Here is a 16,689-nt window from a genome sequence, read left to right as displayed (position 1 = left end):
GACAGCGGCTGATGCGGCCCGGGCGCGAGCGGCCGCCTGCCTACTCTCCACGCGCGGATCCAGCCACGGGAACGCCGTAGGAGCAGAGATCAGGGAAGCAGAGATGAGAGCACGTTGAGCACCGTCGTCGCCAAGCGCTCGCCCCGCGCCGAAGGCCCCCCGATGCCGGAGGGCCAGGTGGAACTGGCCGAGCCCCCGGTTCTCGGCGAACCGGCCACCGCCGACTTCGGGTCGGTGATGACGTACCTGCCGATGGGCCTGGGGGCCGGGGCCATGGTGCTCATGTACTCGATCGGCAGCGGCGGCATGGCCATGTACATGATGACCGGGATGATGGGCGTCGCCATGATCAGCATGACGCTGACCCAGATCGGCCGACCCGGTGCGGAGCGGCGCCGCCGGATGCGCGCCGAACGCCGGGACTATCTGCGCTACCTCGCGCAGAAGCGGGTCCAGGCCCGGCAGGCGGCCGAGGACCAGCGGGCCGCGCTGCTGTGGGACAACCCCGGGGCATCCGGTCTGTGGGCGCTCGCGGCCGGCCATCGGCTGTGGGAACGCCGGCCGGGCCACGAGGACTTCGCCCGCGTCCGCATCGGCCTCGCGACCCGGCGCGCCGCGCTGGAGTTCCTGCCACCGCAGACCAGGCCGGTGGAGGACCTGGAACCGCTGTGCGCGATCTCGCTGCGCCGGTTCACCAAGGCGCACCAGACCGTTCCGCTGCTGCCCGTACCGGTCTCGCTCCGGCGCTTCACCAGCGTCGAGTTCACCGGCGACACCGAGGAGGCGGTCGCCCTCGCACGGGCGGTGCTCGGGCAGCTGGCTGTCTTCCACTCCCCGGACGAATTGCGGGTGGCGGTGCTCGGCGACGAGGCCGCGCGCCGCGAGTGGGACTGGCTCAAGTGGCTTCCGCACAACGCCCATCCGACGCAGGAGGACTCCGCGGGTCCGGTCCGCCTCGCCGCCGGCGACCACGACGAACTGCTCGACCTGCTCGGCCCCGACGTCCGCGACCGCCCCGACCACGACGCCGCCTCCTCGCCGAGCGTGGCCGAACCGTTCACGGTGATCGTCGCCCAGGGCGTGCGGCTGCCGGCGACCTCGCGGCTGCTGGCGGCCGGGCTGCGCGGGGTGGTGCTGCTGGACCTCACCGGCGCGGTGCCCGGCGGCCCCAAGGTGCTGCGGCTCACGGTCCGCGGCGGCCGGGTCGACTTCCCGAGCGGCGTCGAGAACGTCAGCGGCCACGCGGACCGGCTCGGCCCGGTCGAGGCCGAGACCCTGGCCCGGGCACTCGCTCCGATGCGCACCGCCGGTGGAGTCGACCTGGTGGACCGCCCGCTGGAGTCCGACTTCGACCTGGCCACCATGCTCGGCATCCGTGACGTACGCACCTACGACGTCGCGGCCAAATGGCGCCCCCGGCTGGCCCAGGAGGCCCGCCTCAAGGTGCCCGTGGGGGTCACCGAGGACGGCGAGATCGTCGAACTCGACCTCAAGGAGTCCGCCCAGGGCGGCATGGGCCCGCACGGCCTGCTGATCGGCGCCACCGGCTCCGGCAAGAGCGAACTGCTGCGCACGCTCGTGACGGGCCTGGCCGCCACCCACTCCTCGGAGATCCTGAACCTGGTGCTGGTGGACTTCAAGGGCGGGGCCACCTTCCTCAACATGGACCGGCTGCCGCACACCTCCGCCGTCATCACCAACCTCGCCGACGAACTCCCCCTCGTCGACCGCATGCGGGACTCCATCAACGGCGAGCTGATCCGCCGCCAGGAGCTGCTGCGGGAGGTCGGCCACGCCTCGCTGTACGACTACGAGAAGGCGCGCGCGGCCGGTCAGGACACCCTGGCCCCGCTGCCCTCGCTCCTGATCGTCGTGGACGAGTTCTCCGAACTCCTCGCCAGCAAGCCGGAGTTCGTGGAGCTGTTCGTGTCCATCGGACGGCTCGGGCGCAGCCTCGGCGTGCATCTGCTGCTGGCCTCCCAGCGGCTGGACGAATCCCGTATCCACCGGGTCGAGGGCCATCTGTCGTACCGGCTCGCCCTGCGCACCTTCTCCTCCATGGAGTCGCGCAGTGTGATCGGTACCTCCAGCGCCTACGAACTGCCGTCCGCCCCGGGCAACGGCTACCTCAAGGTCGACACCACCAACCTGGTCCGGTTCAAGGCCGCGTACGTCTCCGGCCCCGCGCCCGCCCCGGTGGACCCGGCTCGGACCGAGCAGCCGGAGGGCGTGGTCCGCGAGGTGACCGCCTTCGGTCTGGACCGGCACGGACCGCCGGCCGCGGCCCGCGAGGAGGAGTCCACCCGGCTGGTCTCGCTCGCCGAGGAGAATCTGCGCGGGCAGGACGCGGGGACGGGAGAGCAGGAGGACGGCGGCGAAGGTGCCGGGGACAGTCTGCTGGAGGCCTTCGTCGGGCGGCTGGAGGACAGCGGCCCGCCCGCGCGGCAGGTCTGGCTCTCCCCGCTGTCCGAGTCGCCGGGCCTGGACCAGCTGCTGCCCGGTATCGTGCCCGACCCGGACCGCGGCATGGGCGCCGCCGACCCCCGCACCCAGGGAGCGCTGCGTGTCCCGCTGGGCATGGTGGACCGCCCGTTCGAGCAGCTGCGCGAACTGCTGGTGGCCGATCTGTCCGGTGCCGACGGCCATGTCGGCCTGGTGGGCGCGCCGCAGACCGGGAAGTCGACCCTGCTGCGCACCCTGATGCTGTCGCTGGCCCTGAGCCACACGCCCCGCGAGGTCCAGTTCTACTGCCTGGACTTCGGCGGTGGCGGCCTGGTCTCCACCGCCGGGTTGCCGCACGTCGGTTCCGTGGCCACCCGGCTGGAGCGCGATCGCGTGCTGCGCACCGTCGAAGAACTCGCCCAACTCCTGGAACAGCGCGAGCAGTTGTTCGCGTCCAGGGGACTGGAGTCGATGGCCGCGTACCGGGCACTGCGCGCGGACGGCACGATCGACGACCCGTTCGGCGACGTGTTCCTGATCGTCGACGGCTGGGCGACGCTCCGCCAGGACTTCGACGACCTGGAGCAGCGGATCATGGAACTCGCCGCGCGCGGCCTCTCGTTCGGTCTGCACGTGGTGGCCGCCGCGGTGCGCTGGTCCGAAGTGCGGCCCCGGCTGCGGGACATGCTCGGCACCAAGCTCGAACTGCGGCTCGGCGACTCGATGGAGTCCGAGGTCGGCTCCCGCGCGGCGGCCGGCGTCCCGCACCGCCCCGGACGCGGTCTGACCACCTCCGGACACCACTTCGTGTCCGCACTGCCCCGGCTGGACAGCTCCTCGCGCACCGATGACCTGACGGCCGCCACCAAGGCCGCGGTCGCCGAGATCGACACGTTCTGGACCGGCCCCCGGGCACCCGCCGTACGCCTGCTGCCGACCCGGCTGGACGCCCGCCGGCTCCCGGCCCCCGCCGACACCCGCGACCTGAGGTTCTGCCTGGGCTGGGACGAGCAGCGGCTCGCCCCCGTCTGGCACGACTTCGGCACCACCCCGCACCTGCTGGTCTTCGGCGACGGCGAGACCGGCAAGACCAACGCCCTGCGCCTGGCCATCCGCGCCATCACCGCCCGCTACCGCCCCGAGGAGGCCAGGATCCTGCTGGCCGATCCCGGGCGCGGACTCCTCAAGGACGTACCCGAGGAGTACCGGGTCGGATACGTCGTCGACAACGACGCCCTCGGAAACCTCGCCGACAGCGCCGCGGTGTCCGTGGCCAAGCGGCAGCCCGGCGCCGACGTCAGCCCGGAGCGACTGGAGAAGCGGGACTGGTGGACCGGCCCGCTGCTGTTCGTCCTCGTCGACGACTACGACCTCTTCTCCGGCGCGCCCGGCACGCCCTCCCCGATGATGCCGCTGGTGCCGTTGCTGGCGCAGGGCGCCCACATCGGGCTGCACCTGGTCGTCGCCCGCTCCACCTCCGGCGCGATGCGGTCCGTCATGGATCCGCTGATCCGCCGGATGTGGGAGCTCGGCAACCCGGCGCTGCTGTTCTCCTACCCCAAGGAGGAGGGCAAGTTCATCGGCGAGGCCAAGCCCCGCACCCTGCCCGTCGGCCGCGCCCAGCTCGTCACCCGGCGCGCCGTCCAGCTCGTCCAGACCGGCCTGGTGCCGGCGGCCTCCGCCCCCACAGGAGCACGATGACCCCCGACGCCTCGACCGCCGCACCCGCCACCGGGCCTGCCGCCGTGTCCCTGCCCGTCCGGTCCACCGAGGTCTGCCGCCTCACCGTGGAGGCCCCGGACGGCCGGGCCGATCTCGCCGTCCCGGTCACCACCCCGGTCTCCGCCGTGCTGCCGGTGCTGCTGCGTCACGCGGCCGCCGGTCCCGGCCACCGGCCGGACTCCCAGGACACTCCTTGGGTACTGCAACGGCTCGGCGACGAACCCCTCGATCCCGAAGCGACCCCCGAGAGCGCCGGGCTGCGGGACGGCGACGTCCTGCACCTGCGTCCGGCCGAAGCGGCCCTGCCCGCCCTGCACTTCGACGACGTCTCCGACGGCGTCGCCCACACCGTCGGTGCCGGTCCCGGCCGCTGGCGCCCCGGGCTCACCCGGAACCTCGGCCTCGCCCTGGCCTGCGTGGCCCTGGTCGCGCTCGCCGCCGCGCTGCTCGGGGCGGGCCCCGGCCCGCTCACCGCGGTGGCCGCCGGGCTGATCGCCCTGGTGCTGGCCACGGGCTGCGCCACGGCCGCCCGGATGCGGGCCGACCAAGGCGGCGTCCTGGTCACCGGGGTCGGCGCGTTCGGCTTCGCCGCACTGGCCGGCACGACCCTGCGGGAGGGCCCGTCCGGTGGCTTCGCACCCGGCACCACGGGGGTGCTCCTGGCCGCCGGATGTGTGGTCGCGCTGGCCGGCGTGCTGCTCGCGCTGGGCACGCTTCCCCTGGCCGTCCCCGGCACCGTCCTACTCACGGCGGTCGCCGCCGCGGTGGGCGCGGGGCTCGCCGAGACCGCCGGGCTGCACGGCGTCCAGGCCGCCTCGGTCGTCGCGGTCGGCCTGTTCGTACTGGGGCACCTCGCCCCCCGGCTGGCCCTGCGCGCGGCCCGGCTGCGGGTGCCCGGGCTCCCGCACGACGCCGAGGAACTCCAGCTGGACATCGAACCGGAACCCGGCGAGACCGTGACCGGCCGGGTCACCGTCGCCACCGCCTGCCTCGACATGATCAGTGTCTCCTCGGCCCTGGTGTGGGCGGTCGCCCTCTGGCTGCTGGCCGACCGTGAGCACGGCTGGGCCGGCTGGCTGCTCCCGCTCTCGCTCAGCCTGGCCGTCCTCCTCCGCGCGCGCGGCACCAACGGCACCCTCCAGCGGGTCCCCGCCGTGCTGGCCGGCGCCTACGGTCTGGGGCTCGTGCTCATCGTCCGGGTCGCCCCCGCAGGTCCCGCCGCCCGGGCCGCCGTGCTCGCGGTGCTGCTGGCCGCCGTACTGCTGCTGCTCGTCGGTGCCCGGCGGCTGCCGCGGGCCCGGCTGCTTCCGATATGGGGGCACCTGGGCGACCTGCTGGAGACCGTCACGGCGATCGCCCTGCTGCCGCTGCTGCTCCAGGTGTTGCACATGTACACGTACTTCCGCGGCCTCGCCGGCTAGGAGCGGCACCCATGCAGACACGACGCGATCATGTACAGGCCTACCAGTTCGCCATGGGCCGCCTCGCCTCCGCCCTGGTCAGCGGGGACCCGGGCCGGGGCGACAGCCCGACCCGGCGGTCCTCGCTCGGCTCGGTCTTCGGGGTGGGCCTCGTGGCGCTGCTGTGCGCCGGGTTCTGGGTGTACGGGCTGATCTCCCCCGTCCCCAGGGACGACTGGCGCAAGGACGGCACGATCGTCCTGGAGAAGGACACCGGCAACCGGTACGTCTACGCGAACGGCGAGCTGCGCCCCGTGCGCAACTACGCCTCCGCGCTGCTCATCGCGGGCGGGCGCACCACGCCCGAGACCGAATCCACCGGGTCCCTGGCGGGTGTCCGGCACGGTACCCCGGTCGGCATCCAGGGCGCGCCGGACACCGTGCCCGACCCGTCCGCGCTGGCGACCGGGGCGTGGGCGCGATGCCTGCCGGGGACCGCGGCCGGCAAGGGGCAGACCCTTGTCTTCGGCCCGGCCGTCCCGCTCGCCGCCCTGCCCGCCGACCGGCAGGTGCTGCTCAGCGGGCCCAAGGGCAGCCGGTACGTGCTGCTGAACGGCGTCAAGTACCCGGTCCCCGGTGCCTCGACGCTGATCGCCCTCGGCATGGACGACCAGCCGGCCGTCCCCGCCACCGCCGACTGGCTGGCCACCGTCCCCACCGGCGCGGCGCTCGCCGCGCCCGTGCCACCCGGCTCCGGGAAGCCGGCCGGGAAGGTCGCCGGACACACCGCCGAGGTCAGCCAGGTCTTCCGCACCGGCACCGGCGGCACCGAGCACTACTACGTGATGCGCTCCGACGGCCTCGCCCTCGTCAACGCCACCGAGTACGCCCTGCTCGCCGCCCGTCCCGGCGCGCCGGCACCGCGGCAGGTCGGGCAGCCGGACATCGCCGCCGCCCCGGTCTCCGCGGACCACGGCACGACCGGCCGCCTGCCGGACCTGACCGGCGTCCACGCCCTGACCGGCGGCACCGTCTGCCTGACCGAACTCGCGGACGGCCGGACCCGGATCACCGGGGGCGCGGGCGGCGCGGGCGGGACCGTCCTGCCGGCCGGCGGTGGTGTGCTGGCCGTCCCGGACGACGGGAGGACCGAGTACCTGATCACCGAGCAGGGCCTGAAGTACCCGATCGCCGACGCCGACGCCGCGCGGGCCCTCGGGTTCGCCGACGCCAAGCGCCGGCTCACGCTGCCCGCGGGCGTCCTCGCCCTCGTCCCCGACGGTCCGGTGCTCAGCCGCATCGCCGCGGCGAAGGGCTGATCCCGGTGGGACGACTCCGGCTGCGCTCGACGCCCGCGGGCGATGCTCTGGTGATCCACCCCAAGGGCGGGTACGACGACCGGGCCGCCGCGTTCGCCCGGGGGATCGCCGATGACCCGCACCACACCGTCGCCGTGGTGGACCTGCCGGCCGACGCCGTCGCCACCGAATGGGAGTCGGTGGCCCGGCTGCTGTCGTCCGACCGGTACGGCAGCCCGCGGCTGGTCTTCGGCCGGGGCACGCGCGAGGACATCCGTACGGCCTGTTCCCTCATCGCCGACCGGCTCGGACGGGAGGTGCTCGCGCCCGACGGCGACCTCGTCCCGACCGTGAGCGGCGGCCTGTTCGTGCCGGGCGACGACGGCGCGGCCTGGCTGCGGTTCCGGCCGGGGCGCGACCCCGAGCCCGCTGCGCAGCGCTACCCCAAACCGCACTGGGAGTTCTCCGCGCCGGCCCGCACCCGGCCGGTGGGCGCTCACGCCGTCGCCCAACCGGTGCCCGCGGGCGTGTGGTTGCGGGGCACCGACCGGGATCCCCTGGCCGCCCACCACGGCCGCACGGTCGAGGCGGCGCCCACCGACCCGCACCTCTTCCTCGTCGTCCTCGGCAGCCCCGGCACCCCACCGCTGTCCCTCGACGACGTGACCCGCTTCTGGGACACCGTGCTGCCCAACGCCCGCCCCGCGGTCCGCTTCGTCCTGTACGGCACCCTCGACGCCCCCGCCGGGCACCCACCCGCCCAGTCCCTCGCCGACGCCCTGGCCCACCCGGTCACCCTGTACGACGACCTGCCCCCCGGAGACCCTGGTCCACCGACCGAGTCCACCTGCTTCCCCGCCGGGCCCGCCGCACCCGAGTGCTCCGCCGTCCCGCCCCCGCCGTCCATCCGTACGGAGTCCGGGGGCGCCGATCCCACGATGCCGGGGAACGCCTCGGCACCGGACACCGCGACGCCCGTCCCTCCGGCGATCGGGCCACCTCCGGTCCACGACCCGGTCCATCGGCACGGGGAGGCCGACGCGACGGATCTCTCGGAGGCGCCCACCGTACGCAACGGACCCCGCGTCGTACGAGACGCTCCCCCCGCCGACACCCCGGAACCCGAACCGGCAACGGCACCGGCACAGTTGCCGGCACGGTCGTCGCAAGCGGCTCCACAGCCCGCAGCCGCGCCCGCGCCCGACCTCGTCCCTGCCCTCGCACACCGGCTCGTGTCACCGGTCGCGCCCCGGTTCCGGTTGGAGTCCGCCGCGCCCGAGCCGGAGATCGTCGGCATCGACGACGCCTACGTTCTGGCGCCGGCGGGCGATCCGGTCGCGGGCACCGAATCCGCCCCGGGCGGCGAGGCTGCTGTGCCCTCGGTGTCCGAAGGGGCCGATGCCGTGCGGGTGCAGCCCGTGCCGCGGGCCGCGGCCTGTGCCCTGCCGCCGGAGCGGGGCATCGCACAGGAGCGGGACTGGCTTCGGCGGACGTTCAACGAGCAGTACAACGCGGTCGCCGGCTCCGTCTCGCGAGTGATGTCGGAGTCCCCGGGACTGCGCGGGCGGTCCAGGACCGAGGCGGCGGACGCGCTGACCGACCTGGTCGCCGTACGCCTCTATCTGTCCGGTGACAGCCGCCGGGCCGACGCGGCCGTACGCGAGGCGACCGCCGGGCCGCACATCCCGCTGGCCCGCTGTGTGACCGCGGGGCTGCGGCGGCTGCCCTCCTACCGGGGCCCGGCCCTGCTGCGCACCCGGCTCGGCGAGGCGGAGCGTGGCTGGTACCGCGAGGGCAGGACGGCCACCGAGTGGGCGTTCTGCCACGCCCGTACATCACTGCATCCCGGCCCGCGCGGCGGCGGTGCCACCGACGTGCTGATCTGGTCGATGACCGCCCGGCGGACCAGCTCGCTGGACCCGGACGTCCCCGACCGGGTGCTGTTCCTGCCCGGCACCGCCTTCAGGGTGCTGCGCACCGAGGGCACCGCCGTGCTGATGCGGGAGCTGTCGCCGTCGGAGACCGCCCAGCACGGCCGGGACGACGTGGCGGCGAAGCTCGACGAGATCGCCGTCAAGGGCCTGGAGAAGATCCTGGACGCGCTGGAGCGGGCCGGCACCGACGCCGCGGCCCGGAGCGCCGACCCGCCCGGGCTGATCGTGGCCCCGAGTGCGGTCCGTACAGAAGGAGCCAAGTCGTGAGCAGGCAGGTCCTGTTGGTCTCCCCGGACCGTCCGGGTGCCCACCGTACGATCGCCGACGCGCTGGCCGAGGCCGCCGAGGGAGCGCTGATCACGGTCGCCCCCGGCCGGTACGAGGAATCGCTCGCCGTCGTCCGGCCCGTGACCCTGACCGCGGAGGACGGCGCCGGGACCGTACAGGTGCACGCGCCGGCCGGGAGCACGGTCGTGGTGGACGCCGAGGCGGTGCAGCTGTCCGGGCTCGTCCTGTCGGGGTCCGACCGCGACGCCCCGGTCCTGGACCTGCGGCGCGGGCAGGCGGCACTGGACGGCTGCCGGATCGAGGGCGCGGCGTGGACGGCGGTGCTGGCCTGGCACGAGGGCACCCTGGCCGCCCGTCGCTGCCGGGTGACCAACCCGCACGGGGCCGGGGTGGTCGTCACCTCGGGCGGCGGCAACGTGCTCGCCGACAGCACGATCGCCGAGGCCGGATCCTCGGCGGTCGTGGTCGCCGAGCACGGCCGTCTCGACATACGGGACTGCCGTCTGGACCGCCCCCGGGGCAACGGGATCTGCGTCAACGGCAACGCCTCGGCGACCGTCGAGGCCACCCTGATCGCCGGCAGCGGCAAGCCCGCCGTCGCCGTGGAGCAGGAGGCGCGCGCCGCCCTGCTCCGGGTCACCGTGACGGGCAGCACCGCCCTCGACGCGTATCTGACCGGGCGGGGCGAGACCACGCTCACCGACTGCACGTTCTCCGGTTCGGGCGGCCAGTCCGTGCACATCGCCGACGGCGCCGCCCCGCACCTGCGCGGCTGCACGGTCGGCGGCGCGGCCCGCAGCGGCGTCCAGGTCACCGGGGGCGCCCGGCCCCGCCTGGAGGACTGCGAGATCACCGGCACCCCGGTGGGACTCCATGTCACCGGCGCGGGAACCGCCGTCAGGGCCACGGGACTCGTCGTCCGGGACGCCGCGACCGCCGCCGTGCAAGCCGCCGACTCCGGAGCGGCCGAACTGGAACGGCTCGCCGTCAGCGGCACCGCGGGCGCCGGGGTGCGGGCCCAGAGCGGGGCCCGGCTGACGCTGCGGGACGCCGAGATCGCGGTGAGCGGGGGCGGTCAGGGGCTGACGCTGGCCGGGTCGGCCAGCGCGTTCATGGCCGGTTCCGTGCTGCGCGGCTGCGGTGCGGTCGTCGGCGAGGACGGGGAACTGACCGCTCACGACACCGAGTTCACCGGTTCGCCGGACGACGCCGTGCGGGTCCTGGCCGGCGGTTCGTTCACCGCCGTCGGGTGCCGGATGACCGGCGCGCGCGGTCAGGGCCTCAACGCCCACCCGGACGCCCGTACGGACCTCGGAAACTGCGCGGTTCAGGACAACTCCGGTGACCGGGTGTCCGACGAGGCCCGGGACGGCTTCGGTCCGATCGGTGCCGCTGCCGGGACGGATGCCGGTACGGATGCCGAGGCGGGTACGGATGCCGATGCCGGTGCCGGTGCCGATGCCGGTACGGGTCCGCTGGCCGAACTGGACGCTCTGGTCGGTCTGGAGAGCGTCAAGCTGGAGGTCACCGGCCTGATCAACCTCAACAAGATGACCAAGCGGCGCACCGAGATGGGTCTGCCGATGCCCCCGATGAGCCGCCACCTCGTCTTCGCCGGGCCGCCCGGCACCGGCAAGACGACCGTGGCCAGGCTCTACGGCGCGGTCCTCGCCGAACTCGGCATCCTCGGCCAGGGGCACATCGTCGAGGTGGCCCGCGCCGACCTGGTCGCCCAGATCATCGGCGGGACCGCCATCAAGACCACGGAGGTCTTCAACCGGGCCCTGGGCGGAGTGCTCTTCATCGACGAGGCGTACACCCTGACCAACCAGTCGCGGGGCACCGGGCCGGACTTCGGCCAGGAGGCCGTCGAGACGCTGATGAAGCTGATGGAGGACCACCGCGACGAGATCGTGGTCATCGCGGCCGGCTACTCCGAGCACATGGAGCGGTTCCTCGCCTCCAACCCCGGTATGGCGTCGCGTTTCGCCCGGACCGTCGAGTTCCCCAACTACGACCCCGGGGAACTGGTCACCATCGTCCGGGGCCTGTGCGCCAAGCACTACTACGAACTGTCCGAGGACGCCCTGGCCGCGCTGTCGCACTACTTCGAAGCGGTCCCCAAGGGCCCGACCTTCGGCAACGGCCGGGTCGCCCGCCAGGTCTTCGAGTCGATGATCGGCGCCCAGGCGTCCCGGCTGGCGACTCAGCCACCGGGCCACGACAGCGAACTGAGCCTGCTGACCGCCGCCGACGTCACCCCGGCTCCCACACCCGCCAGGTCCAAGCCCCCCGCGGCCGCCGACGGCGAATCTGTCACGGGTGGTGCGGGTGGGAACACACAGGCCGAAGGCGAAGCCGAGGCCACTCGCCACCTCACCGACCTCACCGGCCTCACCCCCGTCACCGACGCGCTGGCCGCCCGTCTCGACGCCCTCGTCAAGCTGGGCCAGGGCACCGCAGGTCTCGCGGACGTCGTGCTGGAGGGAACCCAGGGCAGTGGACGCCGCGCGGTGGCCGCCGCGTACGCCAGGGCACTCGGCGAGCTCCGGCTCGTACCGTCCGGCGCGTTCACGCACGTACCGCTGTCGGCGGTCCCGGCCCGCTGGCCCGCACAGCCGCACGCGTTCCTCGCCGACGTGTTCCGGCGCGCGGCCGGCGGCCTGCTGGCGGTGACGGCGGACCCCGCCTTCGTATCCCGGCCGGAGACCGAACGGCACGCGGTCGTCAACGCGTTGACCGCGCAGACGGCGGCCCGAGAGCCGTACGGCACGGTGCTCGCGCTCTGTGGCAGCGCCCCGTACCTGAGCGAACTGCTGCGCTCCCGCACCGATCTCGCCGAAGGCTTCGCCGAGTACCTGCGACTGCCCGCCTGGACCGGCACGGGACTCGCCGAGCTGACCCGACGGCGGCTCACCGCACTGGGCTTCGAGGTGCCCGACGACGTCCTCGCGGCGCTCGCCGCACAGGACCCCGCCGGTGGCGTGTACGGCGCGCACCGGCTGGCGGAGCGGCTCGCCGCCCGCGCGGGCGCCCCCGCGCTGGTCCTCGCCGACCTGGCCGGTGAACTCCCGCTGGAGGAAGCACTGTTGGCCCACTGACGGACCGCAGGGACAGAGAATCCCGCCCGCCGGGGCAGCGAGTCCCGCTTCCGGGCCGTGGGCGCGTCGCCCCGGACCATCATCACGAATCGAACGAGCGCGACTGACCGACCAGGAGAGGAACGGCCATGGCAGCCAACATGAGCACATCGGTGGACACCTCGGGCATGAGGATCGCCCAGGGCAGCTTCCAGACCGCCCTGGACGAGGTGAACAGCACCTACACCCAGATGCAGAGCCAGATCGACACGCTGCGCAGCAGCTGGACCGGTGACGCGTCCGCCACCTTCCAGGGCGCCATGAGCACCTGGCTCACGGACTTCGGCACCGTCAAGCAGCAGTTGGAGCTGATGCTGCAGAAGCTGCAGGCCAACACGGGCAGCTACGACACCACGCACCAGAACACCTCGGACGTGGCGACCCAGCTCCACAAGACCATGTCCACCCCACTGCCCGGTTTCTGAGCCCCCGCCACCCCAGCCACACACGAGGAGCGCCCCATGCCCACGTACACCGTCAACATGAACCAGGTCGAGTACGTCGTCGGTGAGATGTCCGCGATCAGCAACAAGATCCAGGCGGCCCTGACCGAGCTGGACGACAGCGCCAAGGTCCACCTGAGCGAGTGGACCAGCGACGCCCGCGCCACCTACGACGCCGCCAAACTCAAGTGGGACGCCGCGGCCGCCGACATGGTGACCCAGGCCCAGAACGCCACCAACTCCCTCGGCCAGATCAACGAGTCCTATTACGCGGGCGAGCGGCACGGCGTGAGCCTCTGGGACCAGTGACATGACGGACGGCATCAGCGCCCAGAGCAACAGCGACCAGAACAGCACCACCACCGCCTACAACGACGGCCACACACAGGCCACTGGGGAGAACCACTACCACGGCGGCACGGACGTCCTGCACGCCCCCGGTATCCTCACCGACCTGCATCCCTTCGTGCCCCCGCCGGTACCCGGCGGCGACGGCCACAACGGAACCTCGGTCAGCACGCCGTCGCTGGACCTGTTCGCCTCCCACATCGACCAGCTGATCCAGCCGGTGCGCAAGGTCGCCACCGGCCTGAGCGAGGTGTCGGTCGCGCCGGGCGCCTTCTACCACGCCAACGAGATGCGCAAGACGGTCAACGGCCCGAACGGCGACCAAGGCCTGAAGCAGAGCTACGGCAACGCTCTCTCGGCCCTGGTGCGGGGCCTGACGGACCTGCGGGACGGCGTGCGGACGCTCAGCGCGAAGTACGCCTCGACCGAGGAGGCGAACAACATGACGGCCCAGGACCTCGCGGACGCCTTCACCACCAGCACCGCCGACTTCAACACGATGATGACGTCCAACAGCGGCACCGGCATGACCACCACCGGGACCGGCACCACCACCGGTACGGGCGACTCGAACAGCCACACCGACACACAGACCACGACCGCCTAGGCGCGGGCATCGGTGGCTCCACGGGAGGGCGAGAGTGCCGGACTACAACAGCAACGGCTTCCATCAGGGCAGCGACGGGACGATCTTCGGCGACCCCGACAGCAGCGGAAGCGTCGCGGCCTACGAGAACTGGGACTGGAAGCAGATCAAGGCGGCCATCTACGGCATGTCCTCCGGGGTGGAGACCGAGGCCAACCTGGCCCACGCGCGGGCCATCGCCGACCCGCAGTCGCTGCTGGACGCGGCCAACGCCTTCTACCACGTGCAGCGGACCCTGGAGGGCGTCACGAAGAGCCTGGTCGACCAGGCCAAGGCTCTCGCCGGTGACAACGGGCCGTGGGGCGGCGGCGCGGCGGACTCCTTCCTCGACATGATGACCAACTTCTCCCGTCAGGTGAAGGCCAACGCCGATGTCCTGTCCGGGGGTTCGACCGGTGACCACTCCATCCCCCACCAGCTCGCCAACAACGCGATCGCCTTCCAGAGCGCGCAGAACAAGCTCGCCGAGATCGACACCTGGTACGCCAACCAGGCCATCGCGATGCGCGTCACACCGATGGCCGACGGTCTGATCCCGATCAGCCAGAAGCCCGAGCTGGTGGCGATGATGAACGAGGACATGCGGGCCGTGCTCAAGAGCCTGGCGCACTCCTACCAGGTCACCACCGACGTGATCGTGAACCCGACCCCGGTGACCTCGCCGACGAACCACCCGGACGGCTCGGGCAACGACAGCGGCCTTCCGGATCCCGACGCGACCCCGGACCTCCACGGCCCCGACACCGGAATCGGCGACGGCCTCGGCGACACCGGAAGCCTGTCGGACCTCTCCGGCTATCCCGACACCGGCCTGGAGAGCGGTTCCGGCATCGGCGACGGCCCCGGCGGCGTCGGGGATCTCGGCGGCCTGGACAAGTCCGGCGACCCGACCGCCTACCCCGGGGGCCTCGGGCTGGACGACCCCGGCCTCGACGGCAAGGGACTGGACGGCACCGGCCTGGGCGACCTCGGCCTCGACGGCCTGGGCAGCCTCGACCCGTCGGCCCTCGACAACGCGCTGAACCCCCTCGCCTTCCCCGGCCTCGGCGGCCTGGCCGGCCTCCGCGGTCTCGGGGCCGACGGGAAGAGTTCCCTCGGCGGCCTGTCCACGGCCGACCCGGCCGCGTTCGGCGACACCGGACTCGGCGACGGCATCGGCGACGGGCTCACCGACGGGCTGGGCAGCGGCCTCACCGACGGCCTCGCCGCCGACTCGCTCTCGCCCGCGCAGCTCGCGACGTCCTCCGGGATGCCGTACATGCCCGGTATGGGCGGCATGGGGTCCAACGGTGCCGGCCAGACCTCCGAGCCGACCGACGCATCGGGGTTGCTCGACGCGAGCGCGGACCCCTGGGAGGGCGAGGAGACGCCGGGCGGCGACGAGATCGGCTCGGAGCTGGGTGCGGCGGCGGGTGGAGAGGGCCTGGGCATGGGCGGGGTGCCGTACCTGCCGGGCATGGGCGGTACGGGCGTGTCCGGTGCGGGCCGGGACGGCACCGGCGAACGGACCGACGCCTCCGGGCTGCTCGACCCGAGCAGCGAGGCCTGGGAGGGCGAGGAGGAGTCCGGCGACGACGAGGCCGGCTCGGTCGTCGGCGCCCTGCCCGGGGTGCCCTACCTGCCCGGCTTCGGCGCGACCGAAGGCGTGGCCCGCACCGGCGCGACCCGCCCGGCCGAGGAGGGCGCCACGGAGGAACGTACGGCCCCCGGCACCCCCGAAGCCGCACCCGCGCCCGAACCCACGGCCGCCGAGGCACCGGTCGCGGTCGGATCCGACGGACGGCCTCTGCCTGCGGACGACGCCGACGACGGCGAGGAGGACTTCTCCGCGTGGGAGGCCGGCGCAGCCGGCGCCGGCGCGTTCGTCCCCCTGCTGTGGGCCGTGCGCGGGGAAGGCGACCGGGAAACGGACCACCAGGAGGGTGAGCCGGGCGAGTCCGGTGAGCCGCGCAGCACCTGGCAGCCGGACCGCACCGGCACGGCGTCCCCGGGCGGTGCGCAGGCCGGCGTCCTGGGGGAGGCGTTCTGCGGCGACGGGGGCCCCGAACCGGAGGAGCCCGAGGAGCCCGAGGAGGAACCGGAGGAGGAGCCGGCCGCCCGGGGCATCGCGGACCTGCTGGTCCAGCACGAGAGCACTTGGGGCGCCGTACCCGGCGACTCCACCGCCTCCCTCTGACCGCGCCCCATCCACATCCGCCGACACCGTCCGAAAGGAGACCTGTTCACGTGCCCAGTCCGTACGACCAGCAGATCGAGGACCTGCTGGCCCAGTACCGCCGCCAGCGCGAGGAGGCCGCCGAGATCCGGCGCCGTATCAACGGGACGACGTCGACCGTGACCGCCCCCCGGCAGACGGTGAAGATCACCGTCGGCGCCCAGGGGGACGTCACCGCCATCGAGTTCCCGACCGGCGCCTACCGCCGGATGCCGCCGAAGGAACTGGCCGACGTCCTGCTCGCCACGCTCCGGCAGGCCAGGGCCGAGGCACTGGAGGCCACCGCCGCAGTGCTCGCCGGCCAGTTGCCGCCCGGCGTGACCGTGCCCGACCTGCTCCAGGGCCGGGTCGACCCGGCCGCCGTACTGCCCGAGGACCCGGCCATGCCCGACTCCGTACGCGACTACGTGGACCACGGCTTCCAGGGAGGCTCCTATGAGTGACGGCACCTTCTCCGTCGACACCGAGCGGCTCGACCAGGCCGCCCCGCAGATGCAGGAGCTGGCCGCGCGGATCAGGTCCATCGCCACCAAGCTGGACGGCCGCCTGGAGTCCCTCGGCGCGTGCTGGGGCGACGACGAGAGCGGACGGCAGTTCCTGGAGCAGTACGCCGAGCCCAAGCAGCAGCTCAGCGAGGCGATCACGGGCGTGGGCGACGTCCTCGACAGCACGGTCGACGGCATCCGCACCATGGCCAAGGGGTTCGCGAGGACCGAGGAACAGAGCATCGAGGCCGTACGCTCCCTGACTCCCGCCACCGACTCCGTGACGGGGATCGGCTCCTCGTCGCACCGCACCCGGCGGTGAGTCTCC

General features: G+C 73.6%; 11 protein-coding genes. All 11 read left to right on the top strand.

Annotated features, from left to right (window positions below; translation table 11 throughout):
• Positions 1 to 114: 114 nt before the first annotated feature.
• Positions 115 to 4,143 (top strand): type VII secretion protein EccCa, encoded by a 4,029-nt coding sequence (eccCa, locus tag ACWDAG_RS23510; RefSeq protein ID WP_450697512.1) that lies wholly within the window; start codon positions 115 to 117, stop codon positions 4,141 to 4,143.
• Positions 4,140 to 5,585, top strand: a complete 1,446-nt coding sequence (gene eccD, locus ACWDAG_RS23505) for a type VII secretion integral membrane protein EccD (protein ID WP_450697511.1) — start codon at positions 4,140 to 4,142, stop codon at positions 5,583 to 5,585. The genes eccCa and eccD overlap by 4 nt, the downstream gene beginning before the upstream one ends.
• Before the next feature lie 11 nt (positions 5,586 to 5,596).
• The gene (gene eccB / locus ACWDAG_RS23500) at positions 5,597 to 6,883 is read left to right on the top strand and encodes a type VII secretion protein EccB (RefSeq protein ID WP_450697510.1); all 1,287 of its coding nucleotides are present in this window, start codon (positions 5,597 to 5,599) and stop codon (positions 6,881 to 6,883) included.
• 5 nt (positions 6,884 to 6,888) lie between these two features.
• A complete protein-coding gene (locus ACWDAG_RS23495; protein WP_450697509.1) occupies positions 6,889 to 9,063 on the top strand; it encodes a hypothetical protein in 2,175 nt (724 codons plus the stop codon).
• Positions 9,060 to 12,185 (top strand): right-handed parallel beta-helix repeat-containing protein, encoded by a 3,126-nt coding sequence (locus ACWDAG_RS23490; RefSeq protein WP_450697508.1) that lies wholly within the window; start codon positions 9,060 to 9,062, stop codon positions 12,183 to 12,185. Before ACWDAG_RS23495 ends, ACWDAG_RS23490 begins: the two co-directional genes overlap by 4 nt.
• Before the next feature lie 128 nt (positions 12,186 to 12,313).
• Positions 12,314 to 12,649: a WXG100 family type VII secretion target gene (locus ACWDAG_RS23485; protein WP_450697507.1), complete on the top strand. Its 336-nt coding sequence runs from the start codon at positions 12,314 to 12,316 to the stop codon at positions 12,647 to 12,649.
• A gap of 36 nt (positions 12,650 to 12,685) precedes the next feature.
• Positions 12,686 to 12,976, top strand: a complete 291-nt coding sequence (locus ACWDAG_RS23480) for a WXG100 family type VII secretion target (protein ID WP_450697506.1) — start codon at positions 12,686 to 12,688, stop codon at positions 12,974 to 12,976.
• 1 nt (position 12,977) lies between these two features.
• Positions 12,978 to 13,622, top strand: coding sequence for a hypothetical protein (locus tag ACWDAG_RS23475; protein WP_450697505.1), 645 nt, complete (start codon positions 12,978 to 12,980; stop codon positions 13,620 to 13,622).
• 34 nt (positions 13,623 to 13,656) lie between these two features.
• Positions 13,657 to 15,837, top strand: coding sequence for a WXG100 family type VII secretion target (locus ACWDAG_RS23470; RefSeq protein WP_450697504.1), 2,181 nt, complete (start codon positions 13,657 to 13,659; stop codon positions 15,835 to 15,837).
• Positions 15,838 to 15,887: 50 nt separating this feature from the next.
• Positions 15,888 to 16,319, top strand: coding sequence for a YbaB/EbfC family nucleoid-associated protein (locus tag ACWDAG_RS23465; protein WP_450697503.1), 432 nt, complete (start codon positions 15,888 to 15,890; stop codon positions 16,317 to 16,319).
• Positions 16,312 to 16,683, top strand: coding sequence for a WXG100 family type VII secretion target (locus ACWDAG_RS23460; RefSeq protein WP_450697502.1), 372 nt, complete (start codon positions 16,312 to 16,314; stop codon positions 16,681 to 16,683). The genes ACWDAG_RS23465 and ACWDAG_RS23460 overlap by 8 nt, the downstream gene beginning before the upstream one ends.
• Positions 16,684 to 16,689 lie beyond the last annotated feature (6 nt).

Source organism: Streptomyces sp. NPDC001157 (assembly GCF_053598255.1).
The sequence above is the reverse complement of the archived record's forward strand: the minus strand, read 5'-3'. Positions and strand labels throughout refer to the sequence as shown.